Here is a 20,288-nt window from a genome sequence, read left to right on the forward strand (position 1 = left end):
GCCCGCGCGGTCCCGGCGGTGTCGCGCCTCGATCGCACCCGACGGCCGCACCGCGGAGTACAGCTCAGCCGGGTCCGGCGTCAACTGCCGCCCAGCGTGCGGGCGAGGAGAGGAAGCAGGCGGTCCCAGTGGCGCCGTAGGCCGGCGGGGTCGAAGGCGTCGGTGTCGGACATGGTGAACCCGTGGACGGTGCCGGGGTAGATCTCGGAGGTGTGGCCGACGCCCGCGGCATCCAGGGTCTGGTTGAGCTCGCGCAGGGACTCGGGCGTCAGGTCGCTCTCGGCGTGGCCGAAGTGGACCTGGGCGGTGATGCCGGCGAGGGCGTCGGTCCCGTCCGCGCCCACGGGGCCGTGGAACGCGGCGAGGGCCGCCACCCGGCCGGGGTGGGCGGCGGCGGTGCGCGTCGCCAGCAGGCCGCCTATGCAGTAGCCGGTGACGGCGACCGGTCCCGATGCGACCTCGGGCCGGCTCGTGAGGAACCCGAGGTAGGCGTCGGCGTCGCGCCGCACACGTTCGGCGGTGTGCGCCTCGATCAGGGGCATCAGCCGGGCGAGGACGGCGGGCCGGTCCTCCTCCCCGATGTGCTCGGGAAGCTCGATCACCGGTGCCGGGCCGTGCCGGTAGAAGAGGTTGGGGGCCAGCACGTAATAGCCGTGCCCGGCCAGCTCGCAGGCCATCTCCCGGAGCACGGGCCTCAGGCCGAAGCCGTCCGCGTACATCAGCACCCCGGGGTGCCGCCCGCCGCCGTCGGGGAAGGCGGCGAACGCGTCGGCCCGGCCGTCCGCGGTGGGGACGTGCAGGGTCTTGGTGGGCATGAGGTCTCCTGTCGTCGTTGACGTATCGAACCGGGGTCGACACGACAGGAGGCGGAGCCCGCGCGGCAGCGCAGGATCCCCGGCGGGGCAGCGGACCGGCTGCGGCCCGCACGGCGCTCAGAGCGGCGCCGGGCAGCCGATTCGTGTGTGGCGCGATGCCGTCCCGGTAGTCATCGCCGCACAACGTAGCCCACCGGACGGGGCCGCTGCCACCCGCCGGCGGCTCAGCCGGTCATCGCCGCCCGTACCGCGGTGAGGAGTTCGTCGACACCGTGTTCCTTGAGCACGCTGTAGTGGTCCCCGTCCAGATCCACGACGGTCGGCGCGGCCGACGAGTAGCCGGTCCGGTTCTCGACGAAGGAGTAGTCGTCACCCCGCGCCTTGAAGATGGTCACCGGCGCTTCGACGCTCCGGTCCGCCAACTCGCGGAAGGTGTAGTCGAATTCGTACGTCGTGGCGACGATCTGGGTGATGCGGCGGACGACGTCCTCGCCCAGGGCGGGGAGCATGGCGTGGACGAAGGCCACGAAGCTGTCCTCGTCCCGGGTGGCGGCGAGGCACGCCTCCAGTTCCGGGCCGTGGACGGTGCCCGCGAACACGGAGAAGACGATGGTCACATACGCGGGGTTCGTCCAGGTGGCCTCGCGGCCCCACGTACGGCCGGCCGCTCCGCGTACCTTCGGGTTCCCGGGGCAGATCAGCAGGAGGTTCTCCACCTTCTCCCCGGCCTGTTCCAGCTGCCAGGCCGCCTCGAACGCCACCCGGGCGCCGAAGGAGTACCCCCACAGCGTGTACGGGCCCGACGGCTGGACGCGCCGGAGTTCGGCCACGTCCGCCTCGGCCATCTCGCGGATCGTGGCGTACGGGGTCTCACCGGCGTTGATACCGCGTGCCTGGATGCCGTAGAAGGGGCGGTCCAGGCCCGTCCGGCGGCCGAGGAGGCGCAGGTTCATCGGGTAGCCGCCGAGGCCGGGCCAGCAGAAGACCGGGCTGAAGTCGCCCTCGGGGGCCAGCGGCACCAGGCGCGAGACGACGCTGCGGCCACCACTGTCGATCCGGGCGGCGAGGTCGCCCAGCTTCGGCGACTCGAAGACGATCTGGAGCGGCAGTCTCGTTCCGAACGTCTTGTTGATCTTGTTGATGAGGGCGACGGAGATCAGCGAGTTCCCGCCGCACGAGAAGAACTCGTCCTCGGTCGAGACGTCCTCGTACTTCAGGGCCGCCCCCCAGGCCCTCGCCAGCCAGCGCTCGGTAGGTGTCTCGGGTGCCACGTACACACTCCGTGTCTGCGCGCTCGTCACCTCGGGGCGTACCGCCAGGGCCTTGCAGTCGATCTTCCCGTTGGCGCTCAGCGGCAGGGCGTCCAGGACGAGCACCCGGTTGGGCAGCATGTAGTCCGGTACGAAGCGGGCCAGCTCGTCACGGATCATCTCGGCGGGCCCCTTGGTGTGCACCGCGTCCTCGTACATGCCTTCTCCGGCCGCCTGTTCGGCGCTGATACGGCCGCCGAGGAAGAAGTACGAAGGGCCCGTGGGGACGCCGGCCGCGCCGAGGATGTCGTCGAGGCGGCGGGCGGCCGCCAGGGGGCGGCCGGTCCTGGAGGAGTAGCCCGACGACATGAGGCCGAGGCCCGGGGTGAGCTGGAGGTGGTGCAGTTTGGCGCCGAGGCAGATGTAGGACAGCCAGTCCTCGCGGGCCCGGCTGACGGCGCTGATCCCGAAGGCCGCCCTGGCGTACACGCCCTGGTTGATGGCGATGACGTGGCGCGGCTCCACCAGGTCGCCGCCGATCCTCGCCAGCCGGCCGTCCCGGTAGCGGTACTGGCCCGAGGGCAGCCCTTCCACCCGTCCCGGGTGTGCCTGCACATATATCTCAGTGGGGTCCTGGCGGCGGGTGCCGTCGCCGGCGGTGATCGTGAACGTGCCGAGGAAGTAGTCGTCCTCGGCCACGTCCAGATGGTCCTTGACCTCGGGCCGACGGCCCGCGGGTGTGATGGTCAGTCCGTGCCGCGGCAGGACCTCCTCGAAGACGCCCAGCATGTGGCCGGCCTCGAACTCCAGGACTTCCTGGACGTTGGTGGAGTAGACGGGTTCGATCGCCCGTCTCCTGCCGAGGAAGTGCACGCTCAGGCCGCCGTCCGCGCACATCCCCGTCCCGTCCCCGACCCGCACCAGAGCGTGGTCCACCGGGTGGTAGTAGTACACGCCCGCCGTCAGCCCGGCCACGCCCCCGCTCTCGACGTAGAGCTGCGTGGCGTACAGGGCGCCGGGGGAGGCGTAGGCGTACTTCGGCAGCAGTCGCTCCTGGCTGTGGAACTGGCCGAACCAGCGCAGGATCTCGCCCAGTTCGGCCGGCGTCACCTCGGCGAGGGACCGGGAGCGGTCGGGCAGGGGCCGGGGCGCGAGGAGGCCGAGGATGTCCTGCTCCGTGACGGGACCGCCGTCGTAGAAGCGGTAGGTCTTGCGCGCGAAGGCGTCCCGTCGCTGTTCGGGGGTCTCCCGCGCGCCGGGCAGCGGGAGGACCGGACGGCCGGCCAGCTCGGCCGCGTCCCGCACACCGGGGTTGGACAACTGCGCCTTGACCTGGAGCTTGGACGCCTTGGACTGGTGGTGCGCGCCGTGCGCACCCTGGTCCATGACCGATGCCGTCCGCGGGTTCAGCTCGACGCACGCCACCAGCGCCTGATGCCCGGTGCGCGCGTCGTCGGTGACGAGCGCGGCGGCACGTCTGACCCACGTGTGCTCCTCGATCCGGGCCGCCACCTCCTCGAGCTCCACCCGGTAGCCGCGGAGTTTGACCTGGTTGTCGGTGCGGCCCGCGAAGTGGAGGGTGCCGTCGGGGTTCCAGAAGCAGACGTCTCCCGTGCGGTACAGACGCTGGGACGGGTCGAACGGCGACGGCACGAAGCGCTCCGCGGTCTGCTCCGGGCGGCCGAGGTAGCCGCGGGCGAGCTGCGCTCCGCCGATGTACAGCTCGCCGCACTCGCCGATGTCGACCAGCGCCTGGTTCTCGTCGAGGACGTAGCAGATCACGTCGTCGACGGGCACGCCGATGGCCACGGTGGCGGAGCCGCCACCGCCGGTCTGTCGGGGGTCGACGTGATGGGCGGTCGCGTTGATCGTGGTCTCGGTCGGCCCGTAGAGGTTGACCAGCGAGGTGTCGGGCAGCTGCGCGAAGAAGTCCCCGGCCAGCTTGTGCGTGAGCGCCTCGCCGCCGGAGAAGACCCGTTGCAGCGCGCCGCACGACGGTAGTTCCTCGGTGTCCAGGAGGGCCTGGAGCAGGGTGGGAACGCATTGCAGGGTGGTCACTTCATGCGCCTTGAGAGCCGCGACGAGGGCCTCCGGGTCGCGGTAGACGCCGGGGGCGCCCATCACGACACGCGCGCCGGTGGCGGGAGCGAGGATCTCCCACTGGGCGGCGTCGAAGCTCATCGGCGTCTTCTGCAGGATCGACACGTGCGGACCGAGGTGCCCGCAGGAGACCATCCAGCGCAGTTGGCTGACCACCGAGCGGGTCTCGATCATCACGCCCTTGGGTTTGCCGGTGCTGCCGGACGTGTAGATGACGTAGGCCAGGTCGTCGCCGCCGTGCCGGGCCGCCGGGCGTGACGGCGCGTCAGGGACCGGGGCGGCGGCGTCGGCGCGGGTGACGATGGTGGTGCCCGGCGGAACCATGGCGGCCAGCCGCTCCCGCAGGTGCTCCTGGGTGACCACGACGGACGTACCCGAGTCCTCGATCATGTAACGCAGCCTGTCCTCCGGGTACTCCGGGGACAACGGCAGATAGGCGCCGGCCGCCGCGAGAACCCCCCACGCGCCGACCATCAGGTCCAGGGACGGCTCGGTGAACAGACCGACGCAGGTGTCGGGGCCGACGCCCAGGCGGATCAGGTGATCCCCCAAGAGGCCGCTCTCGTCGGTCAGTTGACGGTAGGTGAGCGTGTCCGTCCCGTACACCACCGCGGTCGCGCCGGGCCGCAGCGCCGCCTGGCGTGCCAGCAGGCCGGGCAAGGAGCCGCCCGTGATCGGTATGCCGGAGGTGCGTGCACTCACTGTCTTCATTTGCGTGGTCCCCGAATCGTCGTGGCAGTCGGCTCCCACGACGGTGGACGCGGCGGTTCCCGAAGGCCTCCCGGTCCGTTCCCGGGCGGCGCGGGAACGGACCGGGAGGCCTTCGGGAACCCGGCCGGTCAGGATCGGGTCAGTCGAAATCCGCGAAGGAGGAGCCACCGTGCCCAAGATCGTCCTAGTCTCCGGAAGCATCCGCCGGAACTCGCTGAACACCGCTGTCCTCGACACCGTGCGCGGAATGCTCACCGCAGGCCCGGAAGGAGACGCGTACGAGGTCGCCACGTTGTCCGTGGGCCTCCTGCCGTACTACGACGAGGACGTGGAGCGGGCGGACAGCTCGGTCGCCGTGCGCGAGGCGCAGCAGTTGGTGCGCGACGCGGACGCCCTGATCATCAGTACGCCCTCCTACAACGGGGAGATGCCCGGCGTCCTGAAGAACGCCCTCGACTGGCTGTCCCGGCCGGGCGGGGCCGGCCCCCTCGCCGGAAAGACCGTCGCGATCGCCAGCGCCTCACCGGGACCGCGCGGCGCGGTCGACGCACAGGCCGCCCTGGCCGGCGTACTGACCCGGTGCGGGGCCCGCCTCGTCGCTCACGAACCCGTCGCCGTCGGCACCGCGGCGGCGCTGCGCACGGACGCGGGGGAGTACGCCGCCCCCGCCGTCGTGGCCGCCCTGCACAGCCTCGTCGACGCCACCCTTTGCGCACTGCGCGTCCCCGCCGGCGCGCAGGCGTGAACGGACAAGGGACCCCCATGCCGCAACGGACAGGCATCCTCCGCACGCTCCGCGAGGACCTGAACGTGGTCGTCGCGCGCGACCCGTCGATCCGCAACCGCCGCGAGGCGCTCCTCCACCCCGCGCTGCCCGCGCTGTGGACCCACCGCATCGCCCATCCACTGCACCGGCGCGGAAGGCGCATGACGGCACGGATCCTCGCCTACGGTGCCCGCCGGGCCACCGGCGTCGAGATCCATCCCGGCGCGGTCCTCGGCCGGCGCGTCTTCATCGACCACGGCGCGGCCGTGGTGATCGGGGAGACCGCGGAGATCGGCGACGACGTGACCATCTACCACCAGGTGACACTGGGCGCGGTCGGCTGGTGGAGCGACATCCGCCGCCCCGAGGGGGAGCGCAGGCACCCCAAGGTCGGCAACGGAGTGGTGCTCGGCACCAACGCCACCGTGCTCGGCCCGGTGACCATCGCCGACCACGCCGTCATCGGAGCCCAGGCCCTGGTCAACAAGGACGTGCCCGCCTACGCGAAGGTCCTCGCGCCCACCGCGGCGGTCCGGCCCGCGCGGACCTCGCTGCCCGCCATCGAGGACCTCGTCGCCATGACCGCGTCGACCGGGTCGTGGTGACCGGATCGGGCCGATCTCCGCTTTCCGCGCCACCTGCCACCCGCCGCCCCCACCACCAAATCCCTTGCCCCGCCCCCCTTCACGTAATGAGGACGCCATCATGCCCCCTGCCATTGCCGACGGCATCGAAGACCTCGTCGGCTCCACCCCGCTGATCCGGTTGCGCGTGGACGGCGCGGCCGCCGGCAGCGAGGTGCTCGCCAAGCTGGAGGCCGCCAACCCGCTGTCCAGCTCCAAGGACCGCGCCTCCCTCTTCATGCTGCGCGCCGCCGAGGAGCGCGGCGACCTGCGGCCCGGCGGCACCGTCGTCGAGGCCACCTCAGGGAACACCGGGATCTCGCTGGCCGCGTTCGCCGCCGCCCGCGGCCACCGGTGCGTCATCGTGCTGCCCGACAGCGCCACCGCCGAACGGGTCGCCCTGCTCAAGGCGCTCGGCGCGCAGGTCGTACGGACGCCGCGCGAGGAGGGCTACCGCGGCGCGATCACCAAGGCCGAGGAGATCCACGCGGCCACCCCCGGCTCCTGGTTCCCCCGCCAGCACGAGAACCAGGACAACGTCCGCGCCCACTACGAGACCACGGGACCCGAGATCTGGCAGGCCACCGGGGGCCGCGTCGACGTCTTCGTGTGCGGGGTCGGCACGGGCGGCACGCTCACCGGCATCGCCCGCTACCTCAAGGAGCAGGACCCCTCGGTGCACGTCGTCGCCGTCGAGCCGGAGAACTCCCCGGTCCTGTCCCAGGGCACGGGCGGGCTGCACCGCATCCCCGGCCTCAACGGCGGCTTCGTCGCCGACACCACCGACGTCTCTCTCATCGACCAGGTCGTCACCGTCGGCGACGAGGACGCGATGGAGACGGCGCGCTCCCTCGCCCGCGGCCAGGGCGTCTTCGTCGGCGTCTCCTCCGGCGCCGTGGTGCACGCCTGCGCCGAACTCACGGCGAAGCCGTCGTACGAGGGCAAACGCGTCGTCACCCTGCTGCCGGACACCGGCGAGCGCTACCTCAGCCTCTTCGCCGCCGACGCCGAACCCGCGGCCGCCGCGAACACCACCCGCACCGAGAGGGACCTCTGACATGCCGGTGATCACCGTCGACTGGTGGCAGGGCAACGACCGGGCCGCGCGCCGTGCGGTCGTGGCCGAACTGACCGAGAGCGTGTCACGCATCGCCGGCTGTCCCAGGGAGGCCGTGACCGTCATCGTCCGCGATGTCGCCCACGATCACTGGGCCTGCGGCGGCACCCTCGCGGACGAACTCGTCGCCGCGCCCCGGTGACCGCAGGCGCGGGCCGGCCCCGCCGGTTGCTGCTGGTGCTGCCCTGCCACCGGCTGGTGCGCGAAGCGGTGGCCGCCGGGTTCCGGGTGTGGGCGGTGTGCGACCCCGCCCGGAGCGATCCGGACTGCCTCGACGAGGTCCGGCGGCTGTCCGAACTGCTGGCGCAGGCCGACGCCGACGACGCGGCCGGCCTCTCCGCGCTGATCATGGACACCGCCCGCCGGTACGACATCGACCACGTCCTCTACCTCGGCGAAGGCCCCGGCCGCGCCGCCGCGTCGGAGGCGGCCGACGCGCTGGGGCTGTCGGTGACCGGGGCCCGCTCGGTACGCCACCTGGCCGATCCCGCCTCGACGCGGCGGCTGCTCAACGAGTCGGGCACGACGAGCGGCCATCGCGTCGACTCCCCGAGCGAGGCCGCGTTCGGCGTCCAGACGCTGAGCGTGGAGGGCGCGCATCACGTCCTCGGCATCGTCACCCGGCACGGCGCCGGCCGGACCGCGACCACGCACGTGTATCCGGCCCCGCTCACACCGTGCGAGCGGGCGGAGGCGCGGGCCGTCACCACCGCGCTGCTGGACCTGGCCGCCTACCAGTTCGGCCCCGCGTACACCGAGGTGATCCTGACCGCGCGCGGCGCACGCGTCGTGGCGGCCACCCCCGGGTTCGGGCCGGACCCCGTCCCGTACCTCATCCGCCTCGCCAGCGGCTCCGACCCGCGGGCCTGGCTCTTCCGGGCCCTGGCCGGCGAACCGGTCGCGCGGCCGGTCCCGCACACGGCCGCGGCCGCGCTCTCCTTCGCACTCGACCCGGCCGGCGGCGACGGGGGAGCGGCCGATGACGCCTTCCGAGCGGTCGGCGCCCTTCCCTACCTGCGGGCGCTGCACGTGCCGACGGGCGGGCGCCCGGCCGCGCGCGTCGGTCACGCCGTCGTGGCGGCGGCGACCCCGAGCGAGGCGTCCGCGCGCATCGCCACGGTCCGCGGCCTGCTCGCGGACGCCCTGCGCACCCCCGCCGCGCACACATCCTGACCCCACTTCCTGGAGACGTTCCGTGACCGTCCTCGTCCTGCACCGCTTCCCGCTCGAACCCTTCCCCTACGACCGCTGGCTGGACGGTCACGACGGCGGCGTCGTGATGATCGCCGCCCGCGACCGGATCGAACAGGGCGGCGAGCGGGTGCCGGCCGGCCACGGCGGCTATCGCCACCTGGAGCTCATCGACAGCTTCGACGACGAGGAAGCCGTCACCCGGCTCGCCCTGAAGCTGAGCGCGGAACACGGCGTCACCCACGTCATCGCCCACCACGAGGCCGACTTGCTGCGCGCGGCCCTGCTGCGCGAGACGCTCGGCCTGCCCGGCCCGCGCCGCGCGGACGTACTCCCGTTCCGCGACAAGGTGCTCATGAAGCGGCGGGCCGCGGAAGCGGGGATCGAGGTCGCCGCGCACACCGTGCCCGGGACCGCGCAGGACGTGCGGGACTTCGCGGCCGGGCACGGGCTGCCGCTGGTGTTCAAGGCACGCGACGGGTTCGGCTCCATCGGGCTGCGGATCGTGCGCACCCCGGAGGAACTGGACGAGCACATCCGGGCCGAGTTCCCCCCAGATCATGCCCGGCGGGAGGACCTCCTGCTGGAAGCGTACGTACCGGGCCGCATGTGCCATGTCGACGGCGTCGTCGCGGGCGGCCGCGCCGTACTCGTCTCCCCTTCGCAGTACCAGTACGACCTCGCGTCGTTCCGGACCGACCCCGGGCCGCGCGTCGATCTGACCCTGGACCCGGACGACCCCGTCAGCGGCCGGCTCGCCGAACTGGCGGAGCGGCTCCTGAACGCGCTGGGCGCACCCGCCGACTGCGCCTTCCACGCGGAGGTGTTCCTCACGCCCGACGGCCGGCTCGTCCTGTGCGAGGTGGCGTGCAGGCCGCCGGGCGGGCGGATCAGGGACGTACTGACCGCCGCGTACGGCATCCACCCGGTGGAGTACGCGGCCCGCGCCGAGGCCGGTCTCGAACTGCCCGCGCTCACCGGCCTCGCGGCGGGGGAGCGCCTGCGCCCGCAACGGATGGCGGGCCAGGTGCTCATGATGAAGCGGCCGGGCCGGGTGCGCGCGGTCCCCGCGCCGCCGCGGGAGCCGTGGCTCGAGTTCTACGGCGTGTTCGCGGCGCCCGGCGAGCAGGTGGCGCCCGCCGCGATTTCGTCGGACTTCCTCGCGGCGGCGGTCCTCACAGGCCCCACGCGCGCGGTGTGCGAGGAGCGGCTGAGGGAGATCGGAGAACGGTTCGCGCGGGAGATCGTCCTCACTTGAGTCGCACTCGGTAACCGCTCGGGAACGGATCGGGAACGGGGCCCGCCACTATGAGGCACAACAGCCGACCAGGGCTGAGCACCACACGGACGAAGAACAAGGAGCAGGACATGCGCAGGAAGTTGGCCGGACTCGTGGGGACCACTGCGGCGGTTCTCGCGTTCGGCTGGGGGACGACGGCCACCGCGCACGCGCAGGAACTCGTCAAGGGGGCTGACGGCGGATCGCACACACACTCCGTGGCGGGTGTGCCGGACCTCAGATCCCAGGAGACGACGCTGAACGGCCTGACGAACAACGGCGGCCCGGACAGTCCGCCCAAGCGGACTGTCAGCGGGTCGGTCGTGGCGAACCTGAACAACAACGGGGGCCCCGACAGCCCGGGGCAGCGGAGCGTGGGGGACTCCGTGGCGAGGACGCTCCTGAACAACGGGGGCCCCGACGCCCCGTAGACCGCGTCGAGCGACCCCGCCCCGGGCCCCGAGGCCCGGGGCGGCCTACCTCCGGTGTCCCACGGGGATCCGCAGCGCCTCGAACATCTCCTCCGCACGCAACCGCCGGACCTGTGCGGACAGTTCCTCGCCGAGCGCCGCCTCGGCCTCCGCGATCCCGTGCAGGGCACGCGCGGCCTCGATGCGGTACCCGATCGAGTCCGCGCAGCGATGCGCGCAGGTGTGCAGTTCCAGCGCGCCCTTCGCGTCGCCGCACCCGAGAAGGAACCGGCCGACCAGGTTCTCGACCTGACTGCGGCGCATCAACGTGCCCTTCGTACGGGCCAGTTCCAACGCCCGCTCCGCGTACTCCGACGTACGCTCCGGGCGTCCGAGCGCCAGCCCCGCCTCCGCGGCGAGGGCGAACGTGACCGCGAGGTCCTCCGGCATCCGGGAGTCGTCACCGAGCTGCACCGCACGGTCGAGGCAGGTCATCGCCGCCTCCGGGGCGCCCTGGGCGAGGTGGGCGGCGGCCAGGTCGTTCAGGGCGGGTATCTCGTTGGCGTCGTCGCCCCCGGCGCGATGCAGCGCGACGGCTTCCAGCGCCGCCGCCACCGCGGCGTCGTGCAGACCCAGCCAGCCGCACACCGTACTGAGATTGCACAGCGCCATCGCCTTGCGCAGCGGGTTCGTGTGCAGGCCCAGGCTGCGCCGCAGATGCTCGCGGCCCTCGGACAGGTTCCCGGCGCAGCTGTGCAGCAGACCGAGCTGGTCGAGACTGACGGCCTCCCCGTGCTGGTCACCGATCGACCGGGCGAGGGCGAGGGCCTCCTCCGCCGCCCGCAGCCCGTCCCCGAACCGGCCCAGCTTCCAGTGCGCCGACGCCAGGTTGGACAGGCTGGTGCGCAGCGGGAGCGGGGCGCCGAGCCGACGGGCCGAGACCACCGCGAGGTGCGCCACCCGCTGGTACTCCTCGAAGTAACTGCGCAGGTTCAGATGGAAGAGCACGTTGCGGGCCAGCTGGACCGCCTGCCCGTGCAGGTCCTGCCGCTGCGCGAGGACCACCGCCGACATCAGCGCCGTGTACTCGCGGTCGAGCCAGTCACCGGCCCGCTGCGCGTCGTTCAGAGCCGGCAGCTCCGCGGCCGGTCCCGGCGGCGCGGGCGGACGGCTCGCCGTCTGGCTGACGCGGCCGGGGAAGAGCACGGCGCAGGCCTCGTCGGACGCCGCCACGTAGTACGCGAGCAACCGCTCGACCGCGCCGTGGTCCGCGGCCTCGGTGTCGGCCGTGTGCAGGCTCAGCGCGAAGCTGCGCACCAGATCGTGCAGCGAGTACAGCCCCATCTCGTGCTGCTGCACCAGGTGCACGTCCAGGAGCCGCTCCAGGACGTCCTCGGTGTCCCGCAGATCCGCGCCCAGCAGCGCCGCGCTCGAATGGACGTCGACATCGGCGCCGGGATGCTGGCCGAGCAACCGGAAGGCAGTGCGGTGCCGCTCCTCCATCGCCTGGTAGGAGAGCCGGATCGTCGCGGCGACACTGCGCTCGCCCGAGCTCAGCTCGCCCAGGCGCCGGGTCTCGTCGCGCAGCCTGTCCACGAGGTAGCGCACCGTCCAGCGCGGCCGGTTCCGCAGCCGCGCGCTGGCGATGCGCAGGGCGAGCGGCAGATGGCCGCAGAGCTCGGCCAGTTCGGCCGCCGCCTCGGGCTCGGCCGCCGAACGCTGCTCACCGAGAGTCTCGGCGAGCAGGACGGCGCTGTCCTGAGGCGGATAGACCCCCAGAGAGATCCACTCGGCGCCGTCCAGGTCGACCAGGCGGGCCCGGCTGGTGACCACGACCAGGCAGCCGGGCGCGGCCGGCAGCAACGGCATGACCTGCGCGGAGTCCAAGGCGTTGTCGAGCAGGATCAGCAGCCGCTTGTCCGTGAGCGCGGCGCGCCACAGCGCAACCCGACCGCCCTCGTCCTCGGGTATCTGCTGATCGGGTACGCCCACCGTGCGCAGCAGCGAGCCAAGGACGGCCACGGGGTGCAGGGGCTCCTCGCCCGGGGAGAACCCGCGCAGGTTGAAGCTGAGACGGCCGTCGGGGAACGCGTCACCCAGCTGGTGCGCGGCCCGCACCGCCAGGGAGGTCTTGCCGCAGCCGCCCATACCGTCCACGGCGATGATCCGGGTGCCGCTGCGCGTCGACTCGCTCGCCGCGCGCAGCAGTCTGCCCAACTCCTCCTCGCGGCCGGTGAAGTCCGCCAGGTCGTAGGGGAGCGTGCACAGATTCCCGCCGGGCCGCGGTGCGGGCGGCGGCGCCACCGGAGCGGCGGCGGCCGGGCGCTCCGGTACGGCGAGTTCGGCACTGTCGCGCAGGATGGCCTCATGCAGCCTGGCCAGGCGCGTCCCGGGGTCGATGCCCAGCTCGTCGGCGAGCAGTTCGCGTACGCGCCCGTACTCCTCCAACGCCTCCGCCGTCCGGCCCGACCGGTGCAGGGCCAGCATCAACTGCCCGCGCAGCGTCTCCCGCAGCGGATGACCGGCCACCAACTCCCGCAGGTCCCCGATGAGTTCACCGGAGTCGCCCTCGGCGAGCCGGAGGTCGAAGAGCTGCTCGGCCGCGGTGATCCTGCGCTCCTCCAGAGCGGTGGCCGCGGCGCCGATCGTCCGGCCGCCCTCACCTGCCATGACGGGGCCGCGCCAGAGCGCGAGCGCCAGCCGCAGGGCGTCCGCGGCGTCGCGGGACGCGCCCGCGGCCAGATGCCCGCGGGCCAGCGCGGTGTGCCGGGCGAACAGGCTCAGGTCGAGCCGCTCGTCCTCGACGGCGCTCCGGTAGCCCGGCCCGTCCGTGACGATGAGGCCGCTGCCGCCGGGGATGCGCCGGCGCAGGTCCGCGACGGCCTTGCGGACCTGATGGGCGGCGGTCGTCGGCGGCTCCTCGTCCCACGCCGCCTCCACCAGACGGGTCACCGGCACCACCCGGCCCGGTTCGAGGAGCAGGCTCACAAGGACCCGCTCCTGGATCGGTCCGCCGAGCCGCAGTCGCTCTCCCGACACCCAGATCTCCAGCGAACCGAGAATCTTGAGATGCACCAGGGGCGCGGCTGCTTCCGTCATCGCATTCCTCCGTCTAGGTCACGCAATACCTCGGGAAGAAGGCTTGCCGGCGCTCAACGATACGAGAACGGCATGGCCGGGACCGATCCGGGAGGCGATCGGGAACGCCGCACGGCACGCTGCACGGCGTGATACGACCGACCGCGTAAGGCCAGGTGAAAGGGTTCGAACGCGCGCCGGTCACCTGAAGAACCGAGGAGCAGTCTTGCCGAAGAACCCGCCCAGCGACGGCCAGGTCCGCCGCTACCGATACCTGACGGCGGTCTCCGCCGAAGCCGTCGGCAGCGGCCTGTACGTGCCCGTCTCGCTGCTCTACTTCCGCCACGTCACGGACCTGTCGATGCCCCGCATCGGCACCGCCATGACCATCGCGGCACTGCTGGGCCTGTGCGTCAGCCCGCTCGCGGGCGCGGTGATCGACCGCTGGGGAGCGCGCGGCGCCGTGGTGGGCGGCTTCGTCGTCCGCGCGGTGGGCTTCTTCAGCTACCCGTTCGTCCACAGCTTCTGGCAGGTGCTGCTCGCCACCGCACTCGTGGCGGTCGGCGACCGCTCCTTCCAGGCGTCGGTGCAGGCACTGGTCTCCGAACTGGCGCGGGGCACCGACCGCGACCGCCTGCTGGCCTCGCAGTACAGCCTGCGCAACGCGGGCATGGGGATCGGCGGCCTGCTCGCGGGCGTGGTCCTCGGCGTCTCCGCGGACTGGGCCTACCAGGCGGTGGTCCTCGGCAGCGGCGTGGGCCTCACTGTCGCCGCCGTGCTCATCGCGACGCTGCCGATACCCCGGCGCGCCCCCGCCGCGGCGACCCCCGACGCCAGTGCACCGAAGGCCGGCTACCGCACCGTGCTGCGCGACCGCGCCTACCTGCGGCTGACGGCGGCCAACATCCCGCTCGCCCTGTGCTACTCGTCACTGAGCGTGATCCTCCCGGTGTACGTGACGCAGTCGCTGCACGCCTCCCCGTCGGTGCCCGGCCTCCTGTTCACCCTCAACACCGTGGTCGTCGCCCTGGCGCAGATCCCGGTCACGAGGGTGCTGGTCCGCACCCGAAGGACCCGGGCGGCGGCGCTCGCGGGCGTGGTCTTCGCGGCCTCCTTCGGCTGCTTCGCCCTGCTGGACCAGGTGGGCACGGGGCCCTGGCTCTACGCCGGTCTCGGCCTGGCCACCCTCGCCTACACCGGTGGCGAACTGATGCACAGCACCACCTCGGGCGCGCTCGCCTCCGACGCGGCGCCGGACGCGCTGCGGGGCCGCTACCTGGCCACGTACTTCCTGTCCTGGTCGATAGCCAAGGCGGCGGCGCCGGCGATGTTCACCGCGCTGCTCGCCGCGTCGGCCACCCTCACATGGGGCCTGCTCGCGGCAGGTGTGCTCCTCGGCAGCCTCGCGCTGCTGCGGGTCGAGCCGAAACTGCCCCCGCACGCGGTCCGCGCCACCCCGCCCGCAACGGGCGAGGGGTCCGTGAAGGACGAGCGGAGCGCGATGAACGAGCCGTACGGAGAGCCGGTGGCCGCCGAACCGGAGTGCCTGCCCCGGACACGCGAACACTCCGCCGAGCGCGGCTGAGGGGGCCGATGAGGCGCGAGAGGGTGAAAGATCAGCCCCGCATAGCGAATTGGGGCTATCAAAGGGCGCCTTGTCGCGCTATGGCCGACGGAGGCGGAGACGGTGGATGCTGAGTACACCGACGATTTTCCGCGCCATATCCTGACGTGGCTGCCGTGTCCCCGATGAACGGTTCGCGTGACGCGGCCCGACTTCTGCATCCGACTCACCTCGTCACCCCGGTCCGGGCATCATGTGCGGCTACACCTACACCGGCCGGGATTTCTCTTTCCGTACGTTCGATCCGTTCCTCTCCGGCATCGAGGGCGGTGATCCGCACCCGCCGCTGAACCGCCGGTGGCTGACCGACCACAGCGCCGCGCAGCGGCACATCGGATCGCCCGCTACTTCGCCGCAGCCGCCCGGTATCCCGGCAGCCGGCCTGGAAGTCGGCACACGGCCGACGTCGGTCCGCACGGCACAAGGGCTGCATCTCGGTGCCATGGCCGCCGCGCTCCGGCTCACACCTCGGCACCGCACGAGACCGACACCTGCACGGACACCCACACCGTCGGCACACGCCTGTGCGGCGTCGCACCCGGCGCCGCCACCCGACCTTCCGACCTCCGAGCCATCCGCGCCCGCCCCGTGAGCCTTGCGAGAGGACACCATGGTCGATCAGACCCAGAGGCCCGACACCCCACCGGAGATACCCGAAGGCGTCGACGGGGCGTTCGCCACCGCCCGGCGCGTCATACTCCGGGAGATCGAAGCGCTGCTCCAGCTCACCCGGGAGGAGCAGGCCCGCGCCCTCATCGACGTACTCACCGAAGCCGACCGGATCTTCGTCGTCGGCGCCGGGCGGTCCAAACTGGCCGTCGACGCGTTCGCCATGCGGCTGATGCACATGGGGTTCGTCGCGCACGTGGCGGCCGACACCACCACCCCGGCCATCGGTCCGGGAGACCTGCTGATCACGTGCAGCGGGTCCGGTGAGACCCCGAGCGTCCTCTGCCTGGCACAAGCGGCAGCCCGGGCCGGCGCACGGATCGCGACGATCACCGGCACCCCCGAGTCCGCCCTTGAATCCCTCGCGGACCTGGTGGTGCACCTGTGTGAGTACAGCGAGAACTACGAGCCGCGCGCCTCCAGCCAGTTCGTCGGCACCTTGTTCGAGCAGGGTGCCTTTGTCTTCTTCGACTGCCTGGTCCAGGTCATTCAGCAGACCCGGGGCATCGACCCCGACGCCATGTTCAGCCGCCACGCCAACCTGGAGTGAGAAGCCTGTGGAGGAGCACGCCACACCCCTGACTCTGACCAGCACCAAGATGAACCTCGGCCGTGAACAGACCATGGACTGGCTGGACCAGGTCCTCCTGCCCCACTCGCAGTCGCTGGCCCGCCTCTCGTTCTTCGCCTGCCTTCCCTACCCGCTCATCCCCGCCGCTCTCGACAAACTGTCGGGCAGCGGCATAGGGGTGGGCGCCCAGAACTGCTGGCACAGTGACGGCGCCGTCACGGGGGAGGTCTCGGCCGGCCTCCTCGCCGAGATCGGCTGCCGTCTCGTCATGCTCGGCCACGCCGAACGCCGCCGCCTCTTCCACGAGAACGACCAGGACATCGCCCGCAAGGCCGCCGCGGTCGCTGACGCGCGCATGACCCCGCTGATCTGTGTCGGCGAGGACCGCCGTGTCTCCGCCGACGCCGCGGCGGCCCATGTCGTCGCCCAGGCGAGCGCCGCGCTCGCCGACCTTCCCCCGCACAGTCCCGCCCGCGTCCTCTACGAGCCGGTCTGGGCCATCGGCAGCTCGCAGGGCGCCCACCCCGACCACGCCGCCGCTGTCCTGGAGGCCCTGCGTACCGGCATCGCCCGTTCCACGGTGCGCTACCTCTACGGCGGCGCCGTGACTCCCGGCACCTACACCGCACTCCGCGCGGCGGCCCCCTGGGACGGAGTGGCGGTGGGCCGCGCGGCCCAGGACCCGGGCATGCTCCACGAGGTCACCGCCGAACTCCTCGCGAACGCGTCGGACGGCGCGGCCGTCGCGCGATCCGACAGCACACCCAAAACGTGAATCACCCCGCACCGCACGGTCGAAGGAGCACCAGAAATGTTGGCCAAAGCCGTCAAATTCGATCGGACCGGCGGACCCGACGTGTTGCACCTGCGCGAGACAGAGGTGGCGGACCCCGGGCCCGGCGAGTTACGCATCAGGGTCGACGCCATCGGCCTGAACCGCGCCGAAGTCATGTTCCGCGAGGGCACCTACTTCTACCAGCCGACCTTCCCCTCCGGCCTGGGCTACGAAGCCGCCGGGGTGGTCGAAGCGGTCGGCAGCGACGTCAGCACCTTCGCGGAGGGCGACACCATCGGCGTGGTCCCCGCCTTCCAGCAGAACCAGTACGCCACCTACGGCGACCACGTACTGGTGCCGGCCGCAGCCGCTGTCGCCCGGCCCGACGGCGTCGCACCCGAGACGGCGGCCGCGGTGTGGATGGCCTATCTCACCGCCTACGGAGCTCTCGCCGAGGACGGCTTCCTCCGCCCCGGCGACCACGTCCTGATCGCGGCCGCCTCCAGCAGCGTCGGGCTCGCCGCCCTCCAGACCGCCCACCGCATCGGGGCCGTTCCGATCGCCACCACCCGGACGGCGGACAAACGACGACGTCTCCTGGAAGCCGGCGCGGCCCACGTCATCGTCACGGACGACGAAGACCTGCCGGCCCGGGTCGAGGAGATCACCGACGGCGCCGGCGTACGCAAAGTGATCGACCCCGTCGCCGGACCGGGCATCGAGACCCTCTCCGAAGCCATCAGCCCTGGCGGGCGCCTCCTCGTCTACGGAGCTCTCGACACACGCCCCACACCCCTGCCGAGGGCCAAGGAGTTCCCCGCCCTGTCCACCAGCACGTACACCGTCTTCGAGATCACCTCCGCCCCCGAACGCCTGCGCCGCGGTGTCTCCTTCGTCAACACGGGCCTTGCCGCCGGCGCGTTCACACCCGTCATCGACAAGACCTTCGACCTCGAAGACATCGTCGACGCCCACCGCTACATGGAGTCGGGCACTCACGTCGGCAAGATCGTCCTGACCGTCCCGCACTGAGTGCAGGTCAGGGCTTGAGGAGGGTCTTGATGGCGCGGCGCTCGTCCATCGCCTTGTACCCCTCGGCGACCTGGTCGAGGGGCAGAGTGAGGTCGAAGACCTTGCCGGGGTCGATACGGCCGCTCAGGACGCGCTCGATGAGGTCGGGCAGGTAGCGGCGTACGGGGGCGGGTCCGCCGCGCAGGCCGACGTGGGAGAAGAAGAGTTCCTGCCCGTCGATCGCGACCTCGTGCGGGAGCCGACGAACCCGACGTTGCCACCGGGGCGCGTCGCGTGCAGGGCCTGCTGCATGGACTGGGCGGTGCCGACGCACTCCAGGACCGAGTCGGCGCCCGTCCCGTCGGTCAGATCCTTGATCCGGGCGACGCCCTCCTCACCACGCTCGGTGACGATGTCGGTGGCACCGAACTCCCGGGCGAGCTTCTGCCGGGGCTCATGGCGCGACATGACGATGATCCGCTCCGCCCCCTCTCCTTGGCCGCGATGACAGCGCACAGACCGACCGCGCCGTCCCCGACCACCACCGCGGTCGAGCCGGGCCCGACCTCGGCGGCGTCGGCGGCCCACCATCCGGTGCCCAGCACGTCGGACACGGCGAGCAGACCGGGCCAGAACTCCTCGCCCGGCACGGAGTCGGTGGCGACCAGCGTGCCCTGGGCGTTGGGGATGCGCACGTACTCGGCCTGGCAGGTGCTCATGAACTCACGGTTCAGACAGCTGGACTGGAAGCCGTTGCGACAGTTCGCGCAGGTGTTGTCCGAGGTCGCGAAGGAGCCGACGACGAACTGGCCCGGCCTGACCGCCGTGACCTCGGATCCGACCTCCTCCACGAAGCCGACGTACTCATGACCCATGGGGTGCGCGTGCTCGGTCGGCTCCGCGCCGCGATAGGGCCACAGGTCGGAGCCGCACACGCAGGTCACCGCCGTGCGAATGACCGCGTCGGTCGGCTTGAGGATCTTGGCATCGTCCACGGTCTCGAAGCGCACATCGCCGGGGGCGTGGATCACTGCTCCGCGCATGAGAAAAGGCTCCTTACGGTTGTGTACTCGGCGGCCGGTACACGGGCGTACCGCTGTCCGCCGGATGTCGTCCCGGCCCGGGGGCGGCCCCGCGGCCGCCCGCCGACCCGGGCCCGGCGCTCTTGCCGACCCCGGGACCCGGGGACGAACGCGAAGCGCCACCTCATCCAGAAGAACCCAGTTCCGCGTGCGCAGCGAGTCACCGACGAGGGGTGTACCAGCAGTGCATCCCTCACACGCCGCCAGGGCCGTAACGTCGAGGGTGTGGACAATCGTGAAGAAGTCCGCGAGTTCCTCACCTCGCGGCGCGCGAAGATCAGCCCCGAGCGGGCCGGCCTGCCCGCCGGCCCCCGGCGCCGTGTGCCGGGGCTGCGCCGCAGCGAGGTGGCGGCGCTCGCCGACATGAGCGTCGAGTACTACGCCAAACTCGAACGCGGCAATCTCGCCGGCGTCTCCCCGGCCGTCCTCGAAGCCCTCGCCCGCGCCCTCCGGCTCGACGACGCCGAACGCGCCCACCTGCTGAACCTGGCCAGGGCCGCAGACGGCTCCGATGCCCTCACGAGACCCCGCCGCCGGCGTACCCAGGACCAGTGGACGCCCCACCGCAGCCTCCAGTGGACCCTTGACGCCGTCACGGCGGGACCGGCGTTCGTCCGCAACGGCCGCATGGACATCTTGGCCGCCAACCAGCTCGCCCGCGCCTTCTACGCCGACGTCCACGCCACGCCCGGCAACCAGGCGAACCTGGCCCGCTTCAACTTCCTCGACCCCGCCTCGCGCCGCTTCTACCCGGACTGGGACCTCTTCGCCGACGTGGCTGTCGCCATCCTGCGCACCGAGGCAGGCCGCAACCCGCTCGACAAGGACCTGCACGACCTCGTCGGGGAGCTCTCCACCCGCAGCGACGAGTTCCGCACCCGCTGGGGCGCACACGATGTCCGGCACCACGGCACCGGCAGCAAGCGATTCCACCACCAGGCCGTCGGCGACCTCACCCTCGCGTTCGAGGGCCTGGAGATGGCCGCCGAACCCGGCCTCACCCTCACCATCTACACCGCCGAACCCGGCTCACCCTCCGAAGAGGGTCTGCGCCTCCTCGCGTCTTTGGTCGCCACCGAGGAAGCCGACCCGGCCGACGAAGCGCCGCACACGAGGACCAGCTAGGGCGTGTTTCGAAAGTCCCGTCGTCCGCCCGAAGGGCGGGCCCCGCGGCGTCTGGTGCGTGCGATCGCAAGGCGCCGGGGCGCCCTCATAG

General features: G+C 72.2%; 15 protein-coding genes and 1 pseudogene. 12 read left to right on the forward strand and 4 right to left on the reverse strand.

Going from position 1 to position 20,288, the window contains the following annotated elements:
- Window positions 1-80: 80 nt before the first annotated feature.
- Together ACZ45E_RS29540 and ACZ45E_RS29545 are read right to left on the reverse strand one after the other, a co-directional pair.
- The gene (locus tag ACZ45E_RS29540) at window positions 81-815 is read right to left on the reverse strand and encodes a dienelactone hydrolase family protein (protein ID WP_468226261.1); all 735 of its coding nucleotides are present in this window, start codon (window positions 813-815) and stop codon (window positions 81-83) included.
- Between the two features lie 224 nt (window positions 816-1,039).
- A complete protein-coding gene (locus ACZ45E_RS29545; RefSeq protein WP_468226263.1) occupies window positions 1,040-4,876 on the reverse strand; it encodes an amino acid adenylation domain-containing protein in 3,837 nt (1,278 codons plus the stop codon).
- A 169-nt stretch (window positions 4,877-5,045) separates the two neighbouring features.
- Between ACZ45E_RS29545 and ACZ45E_RS29550 the strand changes: the two genes are divergently transcribed.
- The 7 genes from ACZ45E_RS29550 to ACZ45E_RS29580 all read left to right on the forward strand — a co-directional run bounded on the left by ACZ45E_RS29550 (window position 5,046) and on the right by ACZ45E_RS29580 (window position 10,283).
- Window positions 5,046-5,621, forward strand: coding sequence for an NADPH-dependent FMN reductase (locus ACZ45E_RS29550; RefSeq protein WP_468226265.1), 576 nt, complete (start codon window positions 5,046-5,048; stop codon window positions 5,619-5,621).
- 17 nt (window positions 5,622-5,638) lie between these two features.
- Window positions 5,639-6,247 (forward strand): serine O-acetyltransferase EpsC, encoded by a 609-nt coding sequence (epsC, locus tag ACZ45E_RS29555; protein WP_468226267.1) that lies wholly within the window; start codon window positions 5,639-5,641, stop codon window positions 6,245-6,247.
- A gap of 100 nt (window positions 6,248-6,347) precedes the next feature.
- Complete coding sequence (gene cysK, locus ACZ45E_RS29560; protein WP_468226269.1) at window positions 6,348-7,322, forward strand: cysteine synthase A; 975 nt, start codon at window positions 6,348-6,350, stop codon at window positions 7,320-7,322.
- 1 nt (window position 7,323) lies between these two features.
- Window positions 7,324-7,524, forward strand: a complete 201-nt coding sequence (locus ACZ45E_RS29565) for a tautomerase family protein (protein ID WP_468226272.1) — start codon at window positions 7,324-7,326, stop codon at window positions 7,522-7,524.
- Window positions 7,521-8,555, forward strand: coding sequence for an ATP-grasp domain-containing protein (locus ACZ45E_RS29570; RefSeq protein ID WP_468226275.1), 1,035 nt, complete (start codon window positions 7,521-7,523; stop codon window positions 8,553-8,555). The genes ACZ45E_RS29565 and ACZ45E_RS29570 overlap by 4 nt, the downstream gene beginning before the upstream one ends.
- A 22-nt stretch (window positions 8,556-8,577) precedes the next feature.
- The gene (locus ACZ45E_RS29575; protein ID WP_468226278.1) at window positions 8,578-9,831 is read left to right on the forward strand and encodes an ATP-grasp domain-containing protein; all 1,254 of its coding nucleotides are present in this window, start codon (window positions 8,578-8,580) and stop codon (window positions 9,829-9,831) included.
- Between the two features lie 110 nt (window positions 9,832-9,941).
- Window positions 9,942-10,283 carry a hypothetical protein gene (locus tag ACZ45E_RS29580; RefSeq protein ID WP_468226281.1) on the forward strand — a complete coding sequence of 114 codons (342 nt, stop codon included), beginning with the start codon at window positions 9,942-9,944 and terminating at the stop codon, window positions 10,281-10,283.
- A gap of 45 nt (window positions 10,284-10,328) precedes the next feature.
- Here ACZ45E_RS29580 and ACZ45E_RS29585 read toward each other — a convergent pair whose 3' ends face one another.
- A complete protein-coding gene (locus ACZ45E_RS29585) occupies window positions 10,329-13,361 on the reverse strand; it encodes an AfsR/SARP family transcriptional regulator (RefSeq protein ID WP_468226284.1) in 3,033 nt (1,010 codons plus the stop codon).
- Window positions 13,362-13,566: 205 nt separating this feature from the next.
- Between ACZ45E_RS29585 and ACZ45E_RS29590 the strand changes: the two genes are divergently transcribed.
- The 4 genes from ACZ45E_RS29590 to ACZ45E_RS29605 all read left to right on the forward strand — a co-directional run bounded on the left by ACZ45E_RS29590 (window position 13,567) and on the right by ACZ45E_RS29605 (window position 18,011).
- Entirely contained in the window at window positions 13,567-14,925 is a 1,359-nt protein-coding gene (locus tag ACZ45E_RS29590) for an MFS transporter (protein WP_468226287.1), read from the forward strand.
- A 649-nt stretch (window positions 14,926-15,574) separates the two neighbouring features.
- A complete protein-coding gene (gene hxlB / locus ACZ45E_RS29595) occupies window positions 15,575-16,183 on the forward strand; it encodes a 6-phospho-3-hexuloisomerase (RefSeq protein WP_468226289.1) in 609 nt (202 codons plus the stop codon).
- 7 nt (window positions 16,184-16,190) lie between these two features.
- Window positions 16,191-16,979, forward strand: a complete 789-nt coding sequence (locus tag ACZ45E_RS29600) for a triose-phosphate isomerase (RefSeq protein ID WP_468226292.1) — start codon at window positions 16,191-16,193, stop codon at window positions 16,977-16,979.
- A 36-nt stretch (window positions 16,980-17,015) separates the two neighbouring features.
- On the forward strand, window positions 17,016-18,011 hold the full coding sequence (locus tag ACZ45E_RS29605) for a zinc-dependent alcohol dehydrogenase family protein (RefSeq protein ID WP_468226294.1): 996 nt from the start codon (window positions 17,016-17,018) through the stop codon (window positions 18,009-18,011).
- A 7-nt stretch (window positions 18,012-18,018) separates the two neighbouring features.
- Here the strand turns inward: ACZ45E_RS29605 and ACZ45E_RS29610 are convergent.
- Window positions 18,019-19,033: pseudogene (locus ACZ45E_RS29610) on the reverse strand (zinc-dependent alcohol dehydrogenase family protein).
- A 264-nt stretch (window positions 19,034-19,297) separates the two neighbouring features.
- Here ACZ45E_RS29610 and ACZ45E_RS29615 point away from each other — a divergent pair.
- Window positions 19,298-20,197 carry a helix-turn-helix transcriptional regulator gene (locus ACZ45E_RS29615; protein ID WP_468226297.1) on the forward strand — a complete coding sequence of 300 codons (900 nt, stop codon included), beginning with the start codon at window positions 19,298-19,300 and terminating at the stop codon, window positions 20,195-20,197.
- Window positions 20,198-20,288 lie beyond the last annotated feature (91 nt).

Source organism: Streptomyces sp. NPDC030991 (genome assembly GCF_055571235.1).

Bases quoted from the DNA above. Each gene is read 5' to 3' on its own strand.
- ACZ45E_RS29540 (WP_468226261.1), bottom strand. From the start codon at position 815: ATGCCCACCAAGACCCTGCACGTCCCCACCGCGGACGGCCGGGCCGAC.
- ACZ45E_RS29545 (WP_468226263.1), bottom strand. From the start codon at position 4,876: ATGAAGACAGTGAGTGCACGCACCTCCGGCATACCGATCACGGGCGGC.
- epsC (WP_468226267.1), top strand. From the start codon at position 5,639: ATGCCGCAACGGACAGGCATCCTCCGCACGCTCCGCGAGGACCTGAAC.
- cysK (WP_468226269.1), top strand. From the start codon at position 6,348: ATGCCCCCTGCCATTGCCGACGGCATCGAAGACCTCGTCGGCTCCACC.
- ACZ45E_RS29565 (WP_468226272.1), top strand. From the start codon at position 7,324: ATGCCGGTGATCACCGTCGACTGGTGGCAGGGCAACGACCGGGCCGCG.
- ACZ45E_RS29580 (WP_468226281.1), top strand. From the start codon at position 9,942: ATGCGCAGGAAGTTGGCCGGACTCGTGGGGACCACTGCGGCGGTTCTC.
- ACZ45E_RS29585 (WP_468226284.1), bottom strand. From the start codon at position 13,361: ATGACGGAAGCAGCCGCGCCCCTGGTGCATCTCAAGATTCTCGGTTCG.
- hxlB (WP_468226289.1), top strand. From the start codon at position 15,575: ATGGTCGATCAGACCCAGAGGCCCGACACCCCACCGGAGATACCCGAA.
- ACZ45E_RS29605 (WP_468226294.1), top strand. From the start codon at position 17,016: ATGTTGGCCAAAGCCGTCAAATTCGATCGGACCGGCGGACCCGACGTG.